We start from the raw sequence: 18,401 nt of genomic DNA, 5'->3' as shown, positions 1-18,401 counted from the left end.
ACGAGCATACGAGCATACGAGCATACGAGCATACGAGCATACGAGCATACGAGCATACGAGCATACGAGCATACGAGCATACGAGCATACGAGCAGCAGCGATCAATGTCTTGGATTTTATGTCAAAAAGGCTTGGCTGTGTCGGTATGCATTTTATTTTCAGACAGATGTGGAGGAAGTACGATTGGAAATGTTTACGATGCTGCTGGGTTTATTTGAACGGGCGGCGCTGTTGATTATATTTTTATTCTTTCTGTCGAGGGTGCCGAGATTTAGGCAGATTCTGCAAAAGGGGAAATTAAGGTGGCAGGAGTCTATTGCAGTTACCTTGTTATTCTGTGCTTTTGCCATCTTCGGGACATATACGGGCATTAATGTTGAAGGTTCACTGGTGAATGTCCGCATTATAGCGGTGCTATCGGGTGGTATTTTGTTCGGGGCGCCTGTGGGTATTATTACGGGGATTGTGTCTGGTGTGCATCGGTATTTGATTGATATGGATGGAGTCACAGCTATACCTTGTCTGATCACAAGTATCCTGGCAGGTCTGGTCTCCGGATATATACATAAGTACACGCCCAAGCCTAAGCGATGGATTATCGGTATTGGTGCCGGAATGATCTGTGAAGCGCTCACGATGTTATTGATCCTGCTATATTCCTATCCCGATCCACTGGGTGCCGACATTGTCTCGAAGATTGCGCTGCCTATGATTCTGGGTGAAGTCAATATTGGGCTAATTGTGCTCTTGGTGCAGAGTGTTGAGGGGGAAAAGGAAATGATTGCAGCTCGTCAGGCGAAGCTCGCGCTGGAGATTGCAAACAAAACCTTGCCGTATTTTCGATCGATTGATGAGGATTCTCTGCGCAAAATCTGCCGGATTATTCAGGAGGATATTCAGGCCGATGCGGTTGCAATTACGGATACCCGGAATGTACTGGCTTATGTAGGATTTGGTGAAGAACGATATCATATCGGTAATGAAATTATAAGTGAGATGACCAAGAAGACGATATCCAGCGGGGAGATTACGATCAGTAATGATGTCATTGATGAAAAAACACCCGATATCCACTCGCTGTTAATCATTCCGCTTAAAGAACGAGGAGACATTACAGGTGCGCTCAAAATCTATTATCGCAAAGCGTACAAAATTACGTATCCATTACAAACGATGGCTGTAGGTCTGTCCCAGATCATCTCGACCCAGATGGAGGTATCGCGGGTAGAGGAGATCAAGGCTGCTGCCAACAAAGCAGAGCTGCGTGCATTACAGACAACTATTCATCCTCATTTTCTGTTTAATGCGTTAAATGCGATTGCATCGTCCATCCGAACCAAACCGGATCGAGCACGGGAGTTGATTGTGAATCTATCCGGGTACATGCGTTACAATCTGGAGCTGTCGGATGAGTTAATTGATATTCATAAGGAACTGGAGCAGGTCCGGAATTATGTAGAGATTGAGAAAGCTCGCTTTGGCAGTCGACTTAACGTGATCTATGAAATTGATGAGGTCGCGGTGCATATTCCGAGTCTTGTTATCCAACCGCTCGTCGAAAATGCAATTATTCATGGCATTCTCAAGGTCAAAGGACCCGGGACTGTTCGAATTCGGGTGCAGGATTATCCGGAGTTTGTTCGAATCAGTGTTAGCGATACAGGGGCAGGTATCAGTGCAGATATTATTGAACGTGTGTACCATGACCGTATGCCTGGTAACCAGATCGGGCTATATAATGTGCATCGCCGGGTCAAGCTTATCTACGGACAAGGTGTAACCATTACACGGCTGGAACAAGGAACCGATATTTTATTTGATGTGCCCAAAGGAGATGTCGTAACAAGGTGATGATGGATCAATGAGAGCTCTTATTGTGGAAGACGAGATTTTGGCAAGTGAGGAATTGAATTATTTAATCGAGGAACATAGTCAGATTGAAGTGGTGGATCGCCTTGAAGATGGGCTGGATGTACTGAAGTTTTTGCAGGAACAAGAAGTAGATGTTATTTTTCTCGATATCAATATTCCCTCGCTGGACGGTATGATGCTGGCCCATCATATTGGAAAGTTTGCAACGAAACCCTACATTGTATTTACTACGGCGTATAAGGAACATGCAGCGGAAGCCTTTGAGTTGGAGGCGTTTGATTATATTCTGAAGCCGTATGACGAGAAACGAATTGCTGCAATGCTCCATAAGCTGGAGCTCGCATTCAAACGTGATCATGCGCCGGTGGAGCAACATGTTGAAAATGGACCAGCTACTCTGGTGGACGGATCTGCTGCACAGGGAGATCTGTTACGAGAACGAGATACGAATTCCCATACAGACAGAAGAATTAATCTGCTGCGGAATGACAATATTATTGTTACGGATACGGCAGATATCTACTATGCGGAAGCGCAAGAGAAAGTGACAAAGGTATATACCAAAAATGGGGAGTTCACCATGCCAGTGAGCATATCGGATTTTCACAGCCGACTGCCAGAGGATACGTTCTTTCGCTGCCACCGTTCGTACGTTGTAAATCTGTCTCAAATCCGTGAAATAGTACCTTGGTTCAACAATACGTATCTGCTCCGTCTGCGCGATTTGGAAGCTGAAGTGCCCGTGAGTCGTGGGAAGGTCAAAGAATTCAGGCAACTCATGCGCATCTAGAAGCATTTCATTCCGCATCTGATGCAACTCATGCTCAAAACGGTGTGATGAATCCCCTTTCATGTATGATTAGCTTGTGAACGCATTCATGTATATGACATCGGCAAAGGGGAGATCACGATGAAAGCAACAATTTCATCCGTTTCATCAACACCTGAATCAACATCTGTACCTACAAAAATGAATCGCTGGCTTATTGTTTTGGGGACCATCATTGTACAAATGGGTCTTGGAACCATCTATACTTGGAGTTTATTTAATCAACCGTTGTCTGATCGTTTCGGATGGGACGTCAGCTCGGTCGCGATAACTTTTTCAATTACCAGTTTTGCTTTGGCTTTTGCCACATTGTTTGCAGGACGATTGCAGGAACGTTGGGGTCTTCAGCGTCTGATCCGTGTAGCCGGGGTTGTGCTTGGGCTGGGTCTTATTCTGAGTTCCCAAGTCACCTCGTTAACACTGCTGTACATTTTGGCTGGATTTGTCGTTGGTTTTGCAGATGGTACGGCGTACATTACGTCGCTGTCTAATCTGATCAAATGGTTCCCGGAGCGTAAAGGTCTGATCTCGGGGATCTCGGTCGGAGCCTTTGGTACCGGTAGTTTATTGTTCAAATATGTGAACACGGCATTGATTGGTGCCGTTGGTCCTGCTCAGGCATTTATGTACTGGGGCATTATCGTTCTGGTTCTGGTCGTTGCGGGATCATTCCTGATCCGTGAAGCGGTTGTTCGTGAACAGGCTCCGAAAAGCAAGGAAGGATCCAAACAAGTCGTAGCACGTCATGACTACACGGTGAAAGAGATGCTGCGTACAAAAGAAGCGTACATGCTGTTTGTTATTTTCTTCACGGCGTGTATGAGCGGTTTGTATCTGATCGGTATTGTCAAAGATATCGGTGTACAGCTTGCAGGTCTTGATGTAGCTACCGCTGCGAACGCAGTGGCCATGGTTGCAATTTTTAACACGGCAGGACGTATTATTCTCGGTGCGCTGTCGGATAAAGTAGGACGAATGAAAGTCATCGCTGGTGCGCTGCTGGTTACAGCCGTAGCTGTCATGACACTTAGTCTGGTTCCACTGACCTTCGGGATCTTCTTCGCATGTGTGGCGGCCGTTGCCTTCTGCTTCGGCGGTAACATTACGGTATTCCCGGCGATTGTAGCCGATTACTTCGGATTGAAAAATCAGAGCAAAAACTATGGTGTGATCTATCAGGGATTTGGATTTGGTGCTTTGGCTGGCTCATTCATCAGCGCCCTGCTGGGCGGATTCCATCTAACTTTCATCGTGATTGCCGTACTCTGTGCTATCTCATTGTTGCTCGCACTGATCATTACCCCTCCAGGTCAAGGTCGTCGTACACGTCAACGTGACAAACAGATGAACCTTAACCCTTCATCACGGGCAAGCTAACAACATGCACTGGAAGTACGGAACAGAGAATATTTCTTCATCTTAAAAAGCAAATTAAAAAACAAAGTAAACAAAGCGGTCTCCAGATGAGGCCGCTTTTTGGTATCTACAGTTGTCAGATTGCTGACTTGTTGGCCTATCGGACCATCTGGCTGCCTGCAAGTGTGGTGCCTTGTGTGCATTCCATCATTCGCATCTGTTATACTCTAGGTGAATTCAACAAGACTAAGACCAAGTTATGTACCCCAGAGGAGGCATATCATGAAGTTCATTAAATACACACAACCTGATTTTGATGATTATTATGCATTGGTTTCCAATATGGAAGTAATGAAACAGATTACAGAACGTGCACTACCGGAGCAAGAGGCGAGAACGCAATTTGAGTCCATGCTGGAGTTTAATGAGCGTTCCACTTGCGGACATTACCGGGTATTTAGTGAAGATGGTGCCGGTGTGGCGTATGCCAAATTGATTCCGGATCAGGAGGACCCGACCAAGGCTGAGATAGGTTACATGATCCTGCCTGAACATTGGGGCAAAGGTCAAGGCACATCCATAGCGTCTCGGTTGATTATTCAAGCACAAGCCGCAGGGATTGGAGCACTCTATGCAGTTATCGATCCGGCTAACGCTGCTTCCCGCCGGATCTTGACCAGACAGAACTTTGTATCCACCTGGACAGGTGATTACGATGGTCTTCCTGGTGAGATTTTGGAGTTAAATCTTCAAATGAAGCGGTAACGGAACTGTTCTGAGGGTAATCAGATAATATAGGGCATCTTGCATGATGCGGATGGAACTCATTATCATCATGGTGCATATGTTCACCATGCACATTTCATGCAAGATGCTTATTAGAGGTAGTTCAAAAAGTCCACTTTTGATTACGAATCATGCCTGCGGCATCATCAGCATCGAAGATGAAATTCAGCCGAAATGTCCGTTGCTCACGTAGCTTCCCTACGCTCCGCTACTCCATTTCTAGCTTTATTCCATCTTCTCGGTACTGAAAACCAGACTTTTTGAACAGGCACATATAGAGATGTGGAGGAGATGACATATGAGCAATTCAACCATGGAACGTCTGAATGCATTACTGCCGGAGTGGCTGGAGACCAGTCGTTTGCACACCGGGCAGGGTAAGGTGGCTTCTTATATCCCGGAGCTTGTCAAAGCCTCTCAGGATGAGCTCGGTATACATATCATGGACGCCGAAGGGAACCATGTGTCTGCAGGGGATTGCGGTGTCCCATTTACGATGCAAAGTATCTCCAAAGTATTTACCCTTATTCTGGCCTTAATGGATCATGGAGAAGAAGCAGTCTTCTTTAATGTAGGAAAAGAACCCACAGGCGACGATTACGATTCGATGATCAAGCTTGAATTGGTTGAACCCGGAATTCCGTTTAATCCCTTGATTAATGCGGGTGCGATTACGGTGTCCTCTCTAATTGCAGGTGACTGCAAAGAGGAGAAATCACGGCGCATTCTGGAGTTTTTTCGCAAACTGGCGAATAATGATCAGCTGGGCTATAACGAAGAGGTATTCCAGTCCGAATCGGAGAGTGGTCACCTGAACCGTTCGCTTGGTTATTTCCTGAAGCATAATGGTGTGATCAAGGATGACGTGGAAGATGTACTTGCCGTGTATTTCCGACATTGCTCTATTGAAGTTACCTGTACTGATCTGGCACGAATGTCACTCGTTCTGGCTTATGATGGAACAGATCCGATTACGGGCAACGAACTTATTCCCCGTCGTTATGTACAGATTGCCAAAACCTTCATGACGACCTGTGGTATGTACAATGCGTCAGGCGAATTTGCAATCGAGGTTGGTTTGCCCGCCAAGAGTGGTGTATCCGGAGGGATATTGACCCTTGTACCGGGTCAATTCGGCATTGGTCTTGTGGGCCCAGCTCTGAATCGCAAAGGCAACAGCATTGCCGGCGTGCATCTGCTCGAGCGTCTGTCCAAGGAATTCGACTGGAGCTTTTTCTAAAAAGTTTTCTGAAAAAAGAACTACCCGCATATGTAGCCGATGAATCACGTATCTGATATTTTGCTTCTTTAGAACGAAGTAAATGGTCAGGATATGTCTCGTCGGCTGCTTTTGGTGATCATCAGGTTGTGTAGGAAGGCAGTCCTGTATGGCAACGGCTATGCTGCATCTATCATTGAATATCCACAACATCGGGGTGGGTATATCTCCCTTCATTCATCGGCTAAGGCCACATCTGTAATGAGGTTCATCTGAATATCCCGGGACCCATCTTCCATCAGTAGTCTGAGGGTCCGGGCAGGACGGTCCAGCCGAAGCACCTGCCCCGTGTAACGGATATCGTCATGTTCGTGAAACAACGTAATAGTGACCTTATCTCCAAGCATCATCGAGTTGCTGAGCAAACGGGACATTTCTTCCGCGGCCTGGGCATCCAGGGATGGGCGGGTACGAGGAGCAAGTTGTTCCTGATGAAGAATGTAGGCTTCCCGGTGTTCGGGGAGCATCATGCGTGAGGACTCAAAGATACCGTTTTGCTGCAATTTTTTACTCATTTATAATGACCTCCAATTTTATGAGAACGTTCATGGGCTTGCGCGGACGAGCAGAGGGAGGATGCCCGCATGATGGCGGTATCTCCGTACCTGCGCTTGATATCATCCGTGGCACGTTCCAGTTCTCTTTTGCGTTCACGGTCGTCAAACCAGGACAGCTGCACTTCAGAATCGGGTACAAGTCCGGTCAGTGACACGCTGATGCGGCGGATGGGTAATCCGTCCCAATGGCGAAGGAACAGAGCTGCTGCCGCATCATATACTTCATCCGTAATGTTGGTGGGTTCATTCACCTTCATCTGGCGGGAAAAACCGGTAGGCCGATCATAATCCTGTCCGCGACATCCAACCGAGACCACATGGCCCATGAGTGATTTGTCCCGGGAACGTCGACTGACAAGTTCCGCCAGTTCAAGCAGTACCACTTTGATATCTTCCCACGAGTCATAGTCCCGGGGCAGTGTCATCTGATGTCCGATTCCCTGCTGCTGATGAGCATATGTCCCGGGTTTGACCGGGGAATCATCAATACCGCGGGCGATACGCCACAATACCTCGCCATTCACACCCCAACGTTCTCTCAGCCGGGACAGTGGAGTCTGGGCCAGATCACCGATCGTATGGACCCCCATCTTATAGAGATGCTGCGCCATGCGGGAACCGACCATGAACATGTCTCGGACGGGTTTCTTCCAGATGGTGGACGGCAGATCCTTGCGAGGTAGCGTGCAGATGCCACTGGGGACTTTTTTGGCATACAGGTCACAAGCCATCTTACTGACGACTTTGGTATCACTGATGCCGATACGAATGTACACACCCGTCTCTTCCATCACCCTGGATTGAATGCTGCGCGCAATGGTCTCGGGATTGCCGAACAGATCCAGGCTTCCGGTGACATCGAGAAACTGTTCGTCAATACTATAGGGTTCCACCAAATCGGTGAAAGACTGAAGGATGCGCGTAATGTGAAGGGATACCCGAATGTACTCGGCCATCCGCGGGCGAACAACAACAACATCCGGACATTTGGCGAGCGCTTCGCCCAATCGTTCTGCTGTTGTAATTCCATAGGACTTGGCGAGTGGACAGGCCGCAAGAATAATACCCGAACGGCGCGCCGGATCTCCCGCAACAACGAGGGGGCGGTCCTTGTATTCGGGATGTGCAGACTTCTCCACGCTGGCATAGAATGACTGGCAGTCGGCCAGCATGATGACACGTCTGTCTTGGCGGGGCATAAGACTTCTCTCCTTATCCGTGATGCTGTACTCTACTTTAAAGTGTCGATTATCTTCATTTGAATATCTATAATTAACATTTTATTTACAGTATGGAACAAGTGTTCTTGTTTTATAAGCATATCCGACAATTCGAAATGCGGCAACCGGAATTATTTTGCAAATTGGACACAATTGCCCTAAGGCCATATTAGAGTCAGAAATTAGGAAATAAGATGTGCTTTTTTACATTTAATGTGAGAGATCCGTGACTTGAGGGTGATGACCGGGCGTTCATTTCGCTTTTTGTAAAAGGGTTATAAATGGGTACAGTCCTATAGAGGGGGACTGATGTCCTTTTTTGATTTTCTGCACTTTTCAGAAAACCTTGATGTGACGCGGAATATCGCTGATGCGTTATCGGACTATAGTATCAATTTTGTAATCTTTATGGTTAATACTGTAAAAAGGTCCGCAACTTTAAAATATAACTCGCGTTTAATGGGGTATGTGTTCAAACGGCAAACGTTGCCTGTACCCGCGTTGCACATAACAATAAAGGTTTCAGAAGTGCAAGATCAGCAGGGTATCTAATCCATGCGATTCCAGCAAATATTAGTGTTTGGGAATCAGACGTATCCTGGAGGCTTTCGGATGCTAGTTGATGGCGCTTTTTACGAATTATGGGCAGAATGTTCCATTTCATGTTTGCTTCCATCAGCCTAGTTACAAATGCAGAGTCTTAGCGCTATAGTGAGAACTACACCGCTGACATCTCTACCAAGCGGACATCCGAAGCGGAATGATTCGTAAACTTCATGTTGGACCATTCGATGTTGAAGCAGGATGCATATTAGAGAGGTGAGCAATCTAAAGACATGAGCAGACAAAGACGAAGACGCTGGCTATTAACGGTGTTGACAGGAGCAGTGGTGGTGACCGGTGGGATATTTGCCGGATGGCACTATATGCAACCCAAGCTCGTTACGTACACAGCGGAGAACGGCACGGAGATGAAATTCAAGACCGATGGAGACCGGTTCATGGAATACGGGCCAGATGGAACGTGGAGGGAGATGTTCGTCAAAGGTGTCAACCTGGGCGCAACTTCACCGGGGCATTACCCGGGAGAATTCCCGCTGACCAAAGAGGATTACTTGCGGTGGTTCCAGCAGATCGAGGATCTGGGAGCCAATGTAATCCGGGTATACACGGTTCACGAACCGATTTTCTACTCCGCATTGGTCGAATATAACCGCGGCCGGGAGCAACCGTTATATTTTATACAGGGCATATGGTCACCTGAAGAAGAGCTGATTGAGAAACAGGATGCCTACGCGGCCCATATTGAGCAGACGTTCAAGCAGGAGATTGAAAAGGCCGTATCTGCTGTCTATGGCGATGCGGACATTCCTGCCAAGCAGGGAGAGTCCAGCGGCAAATACAAAACGAATGCAGGAAAATACCTGATGGCCTGGCATGTGGGGACGGAATGGGACCCGGCGATGGTAGACAACACAAACGCAAAACATGCGGACGTGCCGCAGTACAAGGGAGTTCATTTCTCGGCGAGTCCAGAAGCGTCACCGTTCGAGAACTGGCTCGCAGAGCTGTTGGATCATACGGCGGTCCTGGAGAAGAAGTATGGATGGGAACATCCGATGACCTTCACCAACTGGGTAACGACCGATGTGCTGGATCATCCCGGCGAGCCGTTGTATGAAGAGGATCTCGTCAGTGTGGATGCCCGACATATTCAGCCGGAGGCGTGGCAGGGAGGTTATTTTGCAGCCTACCATGTGTACCCGTATTACCCGGATCTGTTCCATATTGATAAAACGCTCCAAACCATCAAGGATGAGAACGGTGAGTACAACACGTACAAAAGTTATCTGCGCAAACTCAAAGCCGAGTTTTCCGATATGCCTGTAATGATTACAGAGTATGGCGTACCTTCTTCTCTTGGTATTTCCCATCTGGGTATGGGAGGCCGGAATCAGGGTGGACATAACGAAGTAGAGCAGGGAGATATTGACGCGTCACTGACGCAGGATATCTATGATGAAGGATACTCGGGAGCGATTGTGTTCATGTGGCAGGATGAATGGTTCAAAAAAACATGGAACACGATGCCACTGGAAATTCCGGCTGATCGCCGTGCATATTGGCTGAACGTGCTGACAAACGAGAAAATGTTTGGTCTGCTTGCCATGGACCCGGGCAAACAGGAACAGTTGACCATCGATGGAACACTGGATGACTGGAATGATCTGAAGGATGAAGAGGTCACGACCTGGCAGGGCCAAGTGGACGGCATTCAGGAAATGAAGATGACCCATGATGAAGCCTATCTGTATATTGGGCTGACCTTGGATCAACCGTTTGACCCGGAGAAGACAGTGCTGCGAATTGGTACAGATACACTTGCTGGAGGCAGTCAGCCTGATAAGCTACTCCCGGGGCGGACACTCAGTGATGGTCTTGAGACAGTGATTACACTGGGGCAGGATGAAAAATCACAGGTGGAGATTGCCAAGGATTATGACTTTAATCAGCGTCTGTACGGCAAAGAAGGATACGATATGCTGCCAGATCAGCAGTCAGATTCCGTAGATAATCCGTTCCACCCATGGAATCTGGCAGTCAGCCTGAGGATGACACCGCCTGATACCCGATCTGCTCATCCATTCATGAATGAAAAGGTCGGAACATTGAAGCGGGGAACCACGGCTCCCGGTCAGCCTGATACGGATTCATTAACGGCATGGCAGTATAACGGCAATCAAGTGGAGATGCGAATTCCCTGGATGCTGCTTGGGTTCGGTGATCCGAGTTCGCTGCAAGCGATCGACTATGGACCGCTCAAGAATGGACGTGAGTTCTCTACAGTTGCTGTGGAAGGCGTTACTCTCATTCCGTGGTTAACGGACCGCGCCACGAAGAAAGTATCTTGGCCTGGGGGTGAACAGACGACCCTGGACCTGAAGACTTTGCCGGTATATAGCTGGCAGCCTTGGGAGCAGGTGCAGTATAGTGAACGCCTGAAGCTAAGCTACGAAAAAATGAAGAAGAGCTATGAAAAAATTCCTAGTTTTCAGATCGAATAAATGAGTATAAAGGAGGACCTTTTCACATGTTTCCAAGTTTGGCTTTGGCCTATCTGTTTTTGTACATCTGTATCGCACTTGTTGTTGTAGGCGTCATCGTATTGTTTGCCATGAAAATGTCCCACAATGGCAAACGACGCAAGACGGCGTTTTATGAATTGAAGCAGCGTGACTACTTCACCTATCTGCAAACAGCCTTGACTGAGAATAGTCCACTCAAATTGCCACCAGGCAAACTGGCTCCGCTGGAACGCAGAGTCATTCAGGACAGATTGATTGAATGGATCGACCAGTTCAAGGGTGAGTATCGCGACAAATTAATCGCACTGTGCCGTGAAGCAGGATTCGTAGAGCATGATCTGAAGGAACTGGGCCGTCTGCGTTATGGTCGCCAGATTGATGCAGCTTATCGCTTGGGTGGCATGCGTTGTCCTGAAGCCGTTCCGGGTTTGATGGAATTGCTGAAGGATGAGAAACCGGGCCCGATGGCCATTATGATTGGTCGATCCATCTCCAGATGTACGACTCGGCAAGGTGAACTGAAAGACATGCTCGCGTTGCTGTTAACCAAAGGTAAGTCCATTCACCATCTGGCAGCAGATATTCTGCTCGAAACGAGCCTGGATACGAGCAGAATTCTAATTGAATTGCTGGAAGATCGGAATCCTGATTTTGTAAAAGTCGGACTGGTTGCCATGTGGGGACAGGCTGTACCTGAAGTGATGCCTGCACTCGACAGACTGGTAGGCGCAGAACATCAGGATGTACGTGCCGAAGCAGTAAAGCTATATCTTAGCGCAAGTCCGGCACTCCGGGATGAGACAATTCTGAAGCTGATCCAGGACCCCGACCCGGAAGTTCGCGCCGAAGTGGTACAAGCGCTTGGTTCGAAACATGCATCTGGCAGTATTCCATTGCTGCGCAAAGCGCTGCGGGATGAGGACTGGAGAGTTCGATATAACAGTGCGGAGAGTCTGAGCAAGCTCGGTGAACCGGGATTCGAAGCGCTGTGTCAGGCTGCGGTGCAAGGTACAGTTGCTGAGCGCGAGATTGCGATGCAGCAGATTGAGAGTACCATGCAGCACACGAGAACCGATGACAGAGCTGTAGAGCAGATGATTGCACATAACAAAAAAAGACTGCTGTACGATCGCTATTTTGGCCCTGTCCGAGAGAACAGAACCAGCAAGAAACGCACAGGTGTCGCTACGGTAGGAGGGGATTACACTGCTTAGGGATCTACTATTAATCTACGGCATGGTCGCAATCTACTATGTTGTTTTTGTAAATACGCTCTATTTTTCCATTCTGGCCTTATCGTTCCGTAACATCTGGACGATCTTCCGCCGGTCACATTATTCCAAATACAATACATTGTCAGGCTCGGAACTAGTGCCTTCGGTTTCTCTGCTGGTACCGGCATACAACGAGGAACTGACGATTATTGAAAATGTGAACTGCCTGATGACGCTGAATTATCCAACCTATGAAGTGATCGTCGTAAATGACGGCTCCAGTGATGCCACACTGAAGATTTTATTGGATGAATATCGGCTGAAGCCAGTACCCAATACGAAGATTCGGGGCAAGATCGCCTGTCAGAAAATTCGTGGGATCTATCATAACCCGGAGTTCCCGGATCTGTATGTCATTGACAAGGAAAACGGCGGTAAGGCCGATTCCCTCAATGCCGGGATCAACCTGTCCCATTATCCGTTGATCTCTTCCATCGATGCCGATTCTTTGCTGGAGAAGGATGCCCTGATCCGCATGGCACGCATGTATATGGAGAATCCGGAAGAGACGGTAGCCATCGGTGGAGATGTAAGGATCGCCAATGGCTGCAAAATTGAAAACGGGGCAGTGCAAGATGTATCGCTGCCACGCAAAATCTGGCCCATGTTCCAGTCGATTGAATATCTCAAAGCTTTCCTAGGCGGACGGATTGGCTGGAGTCACATGAACGGTCTGATCATTGTCTCCGGTGCCTTCGGTATGTTCCGTAAGGACGCTGTTATCGCCGTAGGTGGTTACCGGGATGGTTATCCTGGGGAAGACATGAACATCATCATTAAACTTCACCGTTATATGCTGGAGAACAAATTGAAGTATCGCGTTGCCTTCTGCCCTGAGGCCGTATGCTGGACGCAGGCGCCGGATTCCTACCGGATCTTGTCCAGTCAGCGCAAGCGCTGGGGCCGTGGGAATCTGAAGAACATGATCGAGAATCGCGGCATGTTGTTCAATCCGAAATATAAAGTCATGGGTATGGTAACCATGCCTTATAACGTCCTTTTTGAAGCGCTGAACCCGTATTTCCGGATTACCGGCCTTCTGGCTCTCGCTGGATATGTCCTTCTGGATATGACGCAATGGCCGATTCTGGTTCTGTTCGGACTGCTGAACTTCGTGAGTGGTTATCTGCTGAGTGTAGGCGCACTTGTCCTGGAGGAGATTGCTTTCAAGCGGTATAACAAGCTCTCCGATCTGGTCAAAATGCTGGTCTACTCCGCGCTGAAATTCGTGGGTTACCACCAACTGGGCGTACTGTGGAGATTGCAGGGACATGTGCAGTTCATGCAAAACAACAACTCATGGGGTACCATGACACGCCAAAGCTGGTCCGAGGATGAGAAGAAAACAAGCGAAGCCGCTTAAGTACAGAGATCATGGTAAGTTACAGCAACTTGTATAGATAATCGAGGAGAAGGGTGGAAAAGAACATGCCAAATACGGCGACATTGCAGCGTGAGGCTGCCGTTAATGTGTACCGAAGTGTAGAACAGGGATTGAAGGATACGGGTGCCAAAACATGCGGCTTAATGTTCATCCATTGTGCAGGACACGCTCAACCTGAGCAGCAGGTCAGGACACATCTGGAGCAAACGAGTGAGACATCCTTCCAGGTGTGGAAGGATGGGGCTACCCAAGCGATTGCCGTCCTGCTGCCAGGGTTGTCACTGGATGAAGTTCATTATGAAGGACTTCGGATCAAACATGAACTGCAAGAGACCGTTCCCGGTGCCGATCCACAGATTACACTGGCCAGTTTCCCGGAAGGGGAGCGCCCTTCGAAGGCAACTATTCAGCATATGGCTGAGTCCTCAAAGCTCGTAGATTCGTCGGAGATTCATATCTACACGCTAGACAATACGGCGGACGAGCCGGAACGAATTTTGATTGTGGACAACGATCCTACGGTACGCGAATTCCTGCAGTTGCGGTTGAAGATGCAGGGATACGAAACCTATGAAGCCGTCGATGGACTGGCTGCACTGGAGTTGATCGAGAAGGTTACACCAGACCTGGTGCTCACGGAGCTGAATCTGTATGGCATCGACGGTCTGCCGTTCATCCATCATATTCAGAACCTGGAGATGGAGCAGCCACCCAAAATTGTCGTGTTGACCGAACAACGTGTCGAGCAGACGATTAGTCAATGTTTCCGCAGCGGAGTCGATGATTACATGACCAAACCGTTCTCACCTGTAGAGTTGGATGCACGAATCAGACGCTGCCTGCATTAGAAGACGGCTTGGAACAACTGATTGTGTGAAGTGCAAAGTAAGAGTTTTTTTTACACTATGAATCAGATAGATTAGAGCAACATTTAGAGCACAGACACTCATCTATTTATATGGATTTTAAGCACTACCAAATACACTGCCCGGAGGGAATATCATGGAGAATCAACAATTCCACACATTACTGAATGCGATTGAAAATAAAGAAGCTGTACTCGGCGTCGTCGGGCTCGGTTACGTAGGACTTCCACTTGCCGTGGAAATGGTCAATCAAGGTTTCACGGTAATCGGAATTGATCTGGATGCGTCCAAAGTAGAGAGTATCTATCAAGGGGATTCCTATATTCACGATATTTCGTCCGATGAGTTGAAAAAAGTAATGCAAAGCGGCCGTTTCCAACCAACGACAGATTACAGTATGCTGCGCGTGATCGACGCACTCAGTATCTGCGTACCGACACCGCTTAGTGAGAATCAGGACCCGGATACGTCTTACATCGAGACCGTTGTGGATCAGATCAAACTGCATATGAAACCAGGCATGCTGATTACCTTGGAGAGCACTACTTATCCAGGTACGACGGAAGAATTGATCCAGCAGCAACTGGACAAGATCGGACAAGAAGCAGGTAAAGACTACTTCCTCTGCTTCTCGCCTGAACGTGTGGACCCGTCCAACGGACGTTTCACAACATTTAATACACCGAAAGTCATCGGGGGCACGACCGAAGCTTGCTTGAAGCTCGGAACAGCGCTATATAGCAAATATGTAGAAACCGTAGTACCGGTATCTTCGCCAAAAGTGGCTGAGATGTCCAAACTGCTGGAGAACACATTCCGCAGTGTGAACATTGCCTTTGTGAATGAAATGGCGATGATGTGTGACCGCATGGGAATCGATATCTGGGAAGTTATTGACGCTGCGGCGACGAAACCATTTGGTTTCATGCCATTCTATCCAGGGCCAGGCATCGGTGGACACTGCATTCCGCTTGATCCGATGTACCTGTCATGGAAGGCCAAAGGCTTCCGTTTCTATAGCAAATTCATTGAGCTGGCGCAATCCACCAATGACAACATGCCATATTATGTGCTGAACAAAACGTCAACGATTCTGAACGAATACGCTAAATCCGTACGTAAATCCAATATTCTGCTCCTTGGTATGTCGTACAAACCGAATATTGCCGACCTGCGTGAATCACCAGGACTGGAAGTATATGAATTGTTCAAGGAAAGTGGAGCTAACGTAAGCTACTACGACCCACATGCGGATTCCTTCAAGGACAAACATGGCGAGACCGTACACAGCGAAGTGTTCAATCTGGAGCAGTTCAAAAAGTACGATTGCATCGTGCTGATCACCAACCACAGCGATTTGCCTTACTTTGATATTGCCGAGATGGGTGTGCCGATTCTGGATACACGTAATGCGTTCCGTTCGTACACACATCCGCATATCTACAAGATTGGTCACTCGGTGCAGCATCCTGTGCTTGAGCCAAGTGAAGCGTTGCTCGTCTGAGGAAATATATGAGGCAACGGGGCAAACTGGTGGGTATGGCGAAATGGGCCATTCTGGCTGTGGTGTTGTGCCTGCTGCTTCTGTCCTGGATGTTCAAATGGTTCTCGGCGGAGGAACACAAAGCGACTTGGCTGTGGGACGCGTCCATTATTGCAGAACAAACGCCTGAGATTATTGCTTTTTCCAAAGAACAGGGCGTGGATACCATCTTCCTGCAAATCCAGGATGAGGTGCCTGATGCAACATATCGCAAATTCATTGCGGCTGCAGGGCAGGCTGAGATTGAAGTGCATGGACTTAACGGTCATGCAGACTGGGCCTATGAGGAAAAGCGGGATGAAGGGCTTGCTTTTATCGAGCGAGTACGGGCATATAATGCAGCTTCCACCAAGAATGAACGCTTCGAAGGCATTCAACTGGATGTGGAGCCGTATCAGCTGAAGCGCTGGGAGAACGAGGAGAGCAGCGTCATTGCAGAGTGGCAGAACAACATGAAGGCCTGGACAAAAGCCGGCGAGGATGCCGGACTGTACATGAGCGCTGCCATTCCGTTCTGGCTTGATGCCCGTCAGTCGGCTGAAGGTGAGGGTACATTCAGTCGCTGGGTGATCTCCCACTTCGATGCGGTGGCCATTATGGCTTACCGGGACAGTGGGCAGCAGATGTATGATCTGTCCAAAGAAGAACTGGACGAAGCGGATGATCTCGGCAAGAAAGTCTGGATCGGAGCGGAACTCGCGGATACACACGAGGGGGATCACCTGACCTTTTTCCGTAAACCGGTTAGCAATATGAATGAGGAGATGGCGAAGGTGTTTGATCTCGGTTCCTCTCATTCTTCTTTTGCAGGTGTGGCTGTGCATCATTATGAAGCATGGTATGCGAAGAAGAACGGTATTCCACTTGCGCGCAAGGATGAAAAGAAGGAATAGTGTTAGGTCAACGTAAAAAGTTCCTGGTTTCGAGTACGTGCGTCAAGACTATAGTATAGAAAGAAGGCAAGTCCCGGGTAGATGGGGCTTGCCTTCTTTGGTGACGGATTTCGTAATGGGTTTTGCAGCACTATGCTGTGCGGGATATGAAACTCAGGAGTCCATTGTAATTTGGTAGAGGTGACATCTTACACAACGTATACAGGCGTGGATTATAGGCTGGGGAGCGAAAGGTCGCTCCCTCATTCTTTAGTACTCTCCGCTGTACGATAACGATTGGGTGGCAAACCGACTTGTTTTTTGAACGCTTTGGAGAAGGAGAACAAGTCGGGATAACCCACGGAGTGAGCCACTTCAGTTAAGCTTAGCGGCGTCTGCACCAGCAGGCGTTTGGCCTGATTCATTTTCAATTGTTGGATATATTGCACAGGGGACAGACCATAGGCTTTGCGGAACTGTTTGGCAAAATGGGTTCGATCCACACCCGCATGAGCGGACACGCCTTCCACGGAGATGCCGCCTGCAAAATGAATATCCATGTATTCCTTGCCTTTCTGGAGCCAAGGTGTGGCTGAATCCGGTTGCAATCCTTTGATTGCGGGGGACCGGGCAATTCGGTCGAAGAGGTTTAGAAATCGGGTGAGTCGTCCCAGATCACTCGCTCCGTCCTGCGGTTTGCGAACATCCTCCATGAACGAACGCATGGCGCTTGCAGTCTCCGGCGTCAGTACACCTGAACGATACGGTGAGTCGGGTGTAAGTCCAATTCGAGACAGTAGCTCGGCTGCATGTGCGCCGTCAAAGGCAATAAATATTTTCTGCAACGTGTCCTCCGGGTCCGTCCAGTACTCATGCGTAACATGTGGAAACAGACAGAACGCATCCCTGGCACGAAGGGCGTGACGCTGTCCGTTCTGTATGAATGTACCTTCCCCCTCCAGTACAAACAGCAAATAATAATAAGGCGTAGTGCGCGGGCCAATATGATAGTTGGTCTTGGCTATATTACGGCCGATGCGAATCGGCCAGGCGCCACCAGCTTTCTCGAATTCAGATGGAGTGAAGAAAATAAGTTCCAAAAACTCATGGTGGTCCTCCTTCATACTCTCGGTCATCAGGAACACCTCTTTAATGTATAAGTATCGTAGATACGATCTAAAAGTTTCACTTACAGATGTAGTCTAAAAAGTCCACTTTTGATTACGAATCATGTCAAGTGGCATTATCAACATCGAAGCTGAAATTCAGCCGAAATAAGCGGGAGGCTTACGAAGTATGTTTCCTTTGGAAACATTGTGGTTGCTCACGTAGGTTTCCTACGCTCCGCTACTCCATTTCTAACTTCATTCCATCTTCTCGGTACTGAAAACCAGACTTTTTGAACATGTATTTAAACCTATTATACAGGTGGGTTTTATGCATATTCAAGATCGGGAAGACCTAAATCTGTGAAAA

The 18,401-nt window shown here is 48.2% G+C and carries 14 protein-coding genes; 11 read left to right on the top strand and 3 right to left on the bottom strand.

Annotation, left to right across the window (positions count from 1 at the left end):
* Positions 1 to 199: 199 nt before the first annotated feature.
* The 5 genes from J2X75_RS25305 (at position 200) to glsA (ending at position 6,084) form a co-directional block, all read left to right on the top strand.
* Positions 200 to 1,852: a LytS/YhcK type 5TM receptor domain-containing protein gene (locus tag J2X75_RS25305; protein ID WP_310341416.1), complete on the top strand. Its 1,653-nt coding sequence runs from the start codon at positions 200 to 202 to the stop codon at positions 1,850 to 1,852.
* Positions 1,853 to 1,862: 10 nt separating this feature from the next.
* Positions 1,863 to 2,663, top strand: coding sequence for a LytR/AlgR family response regulator transcription factor (locus tag J2X75_RS25300; RefSeq protein ID WP_310341392.1), 801 nt, complete (start codon positions 1,863 to 1,865; stop codon positions 2,661 to 2,663).
* A 180-nt stretch (positions 2,664 to 2,843) separates the two neighbouring features.
* Positions 2,844 to 4,079 carry an L-lactate MFS transporter gene (locus J2X75_RS25295; protein WP_310341413.1) on the top strand — a complete coding sequence of 412 codons (1,236 nt, stop codon included), beginning with the start codon at positions 2,844 to 2,846 and terminating at the stop codon, positions 4,077 to 4,079.
* A 261-nt stretch (positions 4,080 to 4,340) separates the two neighbouring features.
* On the top strand, positions 4,341 to 4,823 hold the full coding sequence (locus tag J2X75_RS25290; protein WP_310341389.1) for a GNAT family N-acetyltransferase: 483 nt from the start codon (positions 4,341 to 4,343) through the stop codon (positions 4,821 to 4,823).
* Between the two features lie 319 nt (positions 4,824 to 5,142).
* A complete protein-coding gene (gene glsA, locus J2X75_RS25285) occupies positions 5,143 to 6,084 on the top strand; it encodes a glutaminase A (protein ID WP_307534520.1) in 942 nt (313 codons plus the stop codon).
* Between the two features lie 212 nt (positions 6,085 to 6,296).
* Here glsA and J2X75_RS25280 read toward each other — a convergent pair whose 3' ends face one another.
* Together J2X75_RS25280 and J2X75_RS25275 are read right to left on the bottom strand one after the other, a co-directional pair.
* On the bottom strand, positions 6,297 to 6,638 hold the full coding sequence (locus J2X75_RS25280) for a YolD-like family protein (RefSeq protein ID WP_310341384.1): 342 nt from the start codon (positions 6,636 to 6,638) through the stop codon (positions 6,297 to 6,299).
* The gene (locus J2X75_RS25275; protein WP_310341383.1) at positions 6,635 to 7,879 is read right to left on the bottom strand and encodes a DNA polymerase IV; all 1,245 of its coding nucleotides are present in this window, start codon (positions 7,877 to 7,879) and stop codon (positions 6,635 to 6,637) included. Before J2X75_RS25275 ends, J2X75_RS25280 begins: the two co-directional genes overlap by 4 nt.
* 857 nt (positions 7,880 to 8,736) lie before the next feature.
* Between J2X75_RS25275 and J2X75_RS25270 the strand changes: the two genes are divergently transcribed.
* From J2X75_RS25270 to J2X75_RS25245, 6 genes are all read left to right on the top strand, one after another.
* A complete protein-coding gene (locus tag J2X75_RS25270) occupies positions 8,737 to 10,965 on the top strand; it encodes a hypothetical protein (RefSeq protein ID WP_310341380.1) in 2,229 nt (742 codons plus the stop codon).
* Between the two features lie 26 nt (positions 10,966 to 10,991).
* Positions 10,992 to 12,200: a HEAT repeat domain-containing protein gene (locus J2X75_RS25265; protein ID WP_091018251.1), complete on the top strand. Its 1,209-nt coding sequence runs from the start codon at positions 10,992 to 10,994 to the stop codon at positions 12,198 to 12,200.
* A 22-nt stretch (positions 12,201 to 12,222) separates the two neighbouring features.
* On the top strand, positions 12,223 to 13,623 hold the full coding sequence (locus tag J2X75_RS25260) for a glycosyltransferase family 2 protein (protein ID WP_179198584.1): 1,401 nt from the start codon (positions 12,223 to 12,225) through the stop codon (positions 13,621 to 13,623).
* Between the two features lie 65 nt (positions 13,624 to 13,688).
* Positions 13,689 to 14,492, top strand: a complete 804-nt coding sequence (locus J2X75_RS25255; protein ID WP_310341372.1) for a response regulator transcription factor — start codon at positions 13,689 to 13,691, stop codon at positions 14,490 to 14,492.
* Between the two features lie 154 nt (positions 14,493 to 14,646).
* Positions 14,647 to 16,014 (top strand): nucleotide sugar dehydrogenase, encoded by a 1,368-nt coding sequence (locus J2X75_RS25250; protein ID WP_150364294.1) that lies wholly within the window; start codon positions 14,647 to 14,649, stop codon positions 16,012 to 16,014.
* An 8-nt stretch (positions 16,015 to 16,022) separates the two neighbouring features.
* Positions 16,023 to 16,946 carry a hypothetical protein gene (locus J2X75_RS25245; RefSeq protein WP_310341369.1) on the top strand — a complete coding sequence of 308 codons (924 nt, stop codon included), beginning with the start codon at positions 16,023 to 16,025 and terminating at the stop codon, positions 16,944 to 16,946.
* Between the two features lie 242 nt (positions 16,947 to 17,188).
* Here the strand turns inward: J2X75_RS25245 and J2X75_RS25240 are convergent, their stop codons facing one another.
* Positions 17,189 to 18,061 (bottom strand): helix-turn-helix transcriptional regulator, encoded by an 873-nt coding sequence (locus tag J2X75_RS25240; protein ID WP_310341366.1) that lies wholly within the window; start codon positions 18,059 to 18,061, stop codon positions 17,189 to 17,191.
* Between the last annotated feature and the right edge of the window lie 340 nt (positions 18,062 to 18,401).

It is taken from the genome of Paenibacillus sp. 2003 (genome assembly GCF_031455635.1).
GTDB classification, from domain to species: Bacteria; Bacillota; Bacilli; order Paenibacillales; family Paenibacillaceae; genus Paenibacillus; species Paenibacillus amylolyticus_B.
This window is presented reverse-complemented; position numbering and strand designations above follow the sequence as displayed.

Coding starts and splice junctions, on each gene's coding strand:
- J2X75_RS25290 (WP_310341389.1), top strand. CDS start 4,341: ATGAAGTTCATTAAATACACACAACCTGATTTTGATGATTATTATGCA.
- J2X75_RS25275 (WP_310341383.1), bottom strand. CDS start 7,879: ATGCCCCGCCAAGACAGACGTGTCATCATGCTGGCCGACTGCCAGTCA.
- J2X75_RS25265 (WP_091018251.1), top strand. CDS start 10,992: ATGTTTCCAAGTTTGGCTTTGGCCTATCTGTTTTTGTACATCTGTATC.
- J2X75_RS25250 (WP_150364294.1), top strand. CDS start 14,647: ATGGAGAATCAACAATTCCACACATTACTGAATGCGATTGAAAATAAA.
- J2X75_RS25270 (WP_310341380.1), top strand. CDS start 8,737: ATGAGCAGACAAAGACGAAGACGCTGGCTATTAACGGTGTTGACAGGA.
- J2X75_RS25245 (WP_310341369.1), top strand. CDS start 16,023: ATGAGGCAACGGGGCAAACTGGTGGGTATGGCGAAATGGGCCATTCTG.
- J2X75_RS25305 (WP_310341416.1), top strand. CDS start 200: ATGCTGCTGGGTTTATTTGAACGGGCGGCGCTGTTGATTATATTTTTA.
- J2X75_RS25255 (WP_310341372.1), top strand. CDS start 13,689: ATGCCAAATACGGCGACATTGCAGCGTGAGGCTGCCGTTAATGTGTAC.
- J2X75_RS25295 (WP_310341413.1), top strand. CDS start 2,844: ATGAATCGCTGGCTTATTGTTTTGGGGACCATCATTGTACAAATGGGT.
- J2X75_RS25280 (WP_310341384.1), bottom strand. CDS start 6,638: ATGAGTAAAAAATTGCAGCAAAACGGTATCTTTGAGTCCTCACGCATG.
- J2X75_RS25260 (WP_179198584.1), top strand. CDS start 12,223: ATGGTCGCAATCTACTATGTTGTTTTTGTAAATACGCTCTATTTTTCC.
- J2X75_RS25300 (WP_310341392.1), top strand. CDS start 1,863: ATGAGAGCTCTTATTGTGGAAGACGAGATTTTGGCAAGTGAGGAATTG.
- glsA (WP_307534520.1), top strand. CDS start 5,143: ATGAGCAATTCAACCATGGAACGTCTGAATGCATTACTGCCGGAGTGG.
- J2X75_RS25240 (WP_310341366.1), bottom strand. CDS start 18,061: ATGACCGAGAGTATGAAGGAGGACCACCATGAGTTTTTGGAACTTATT.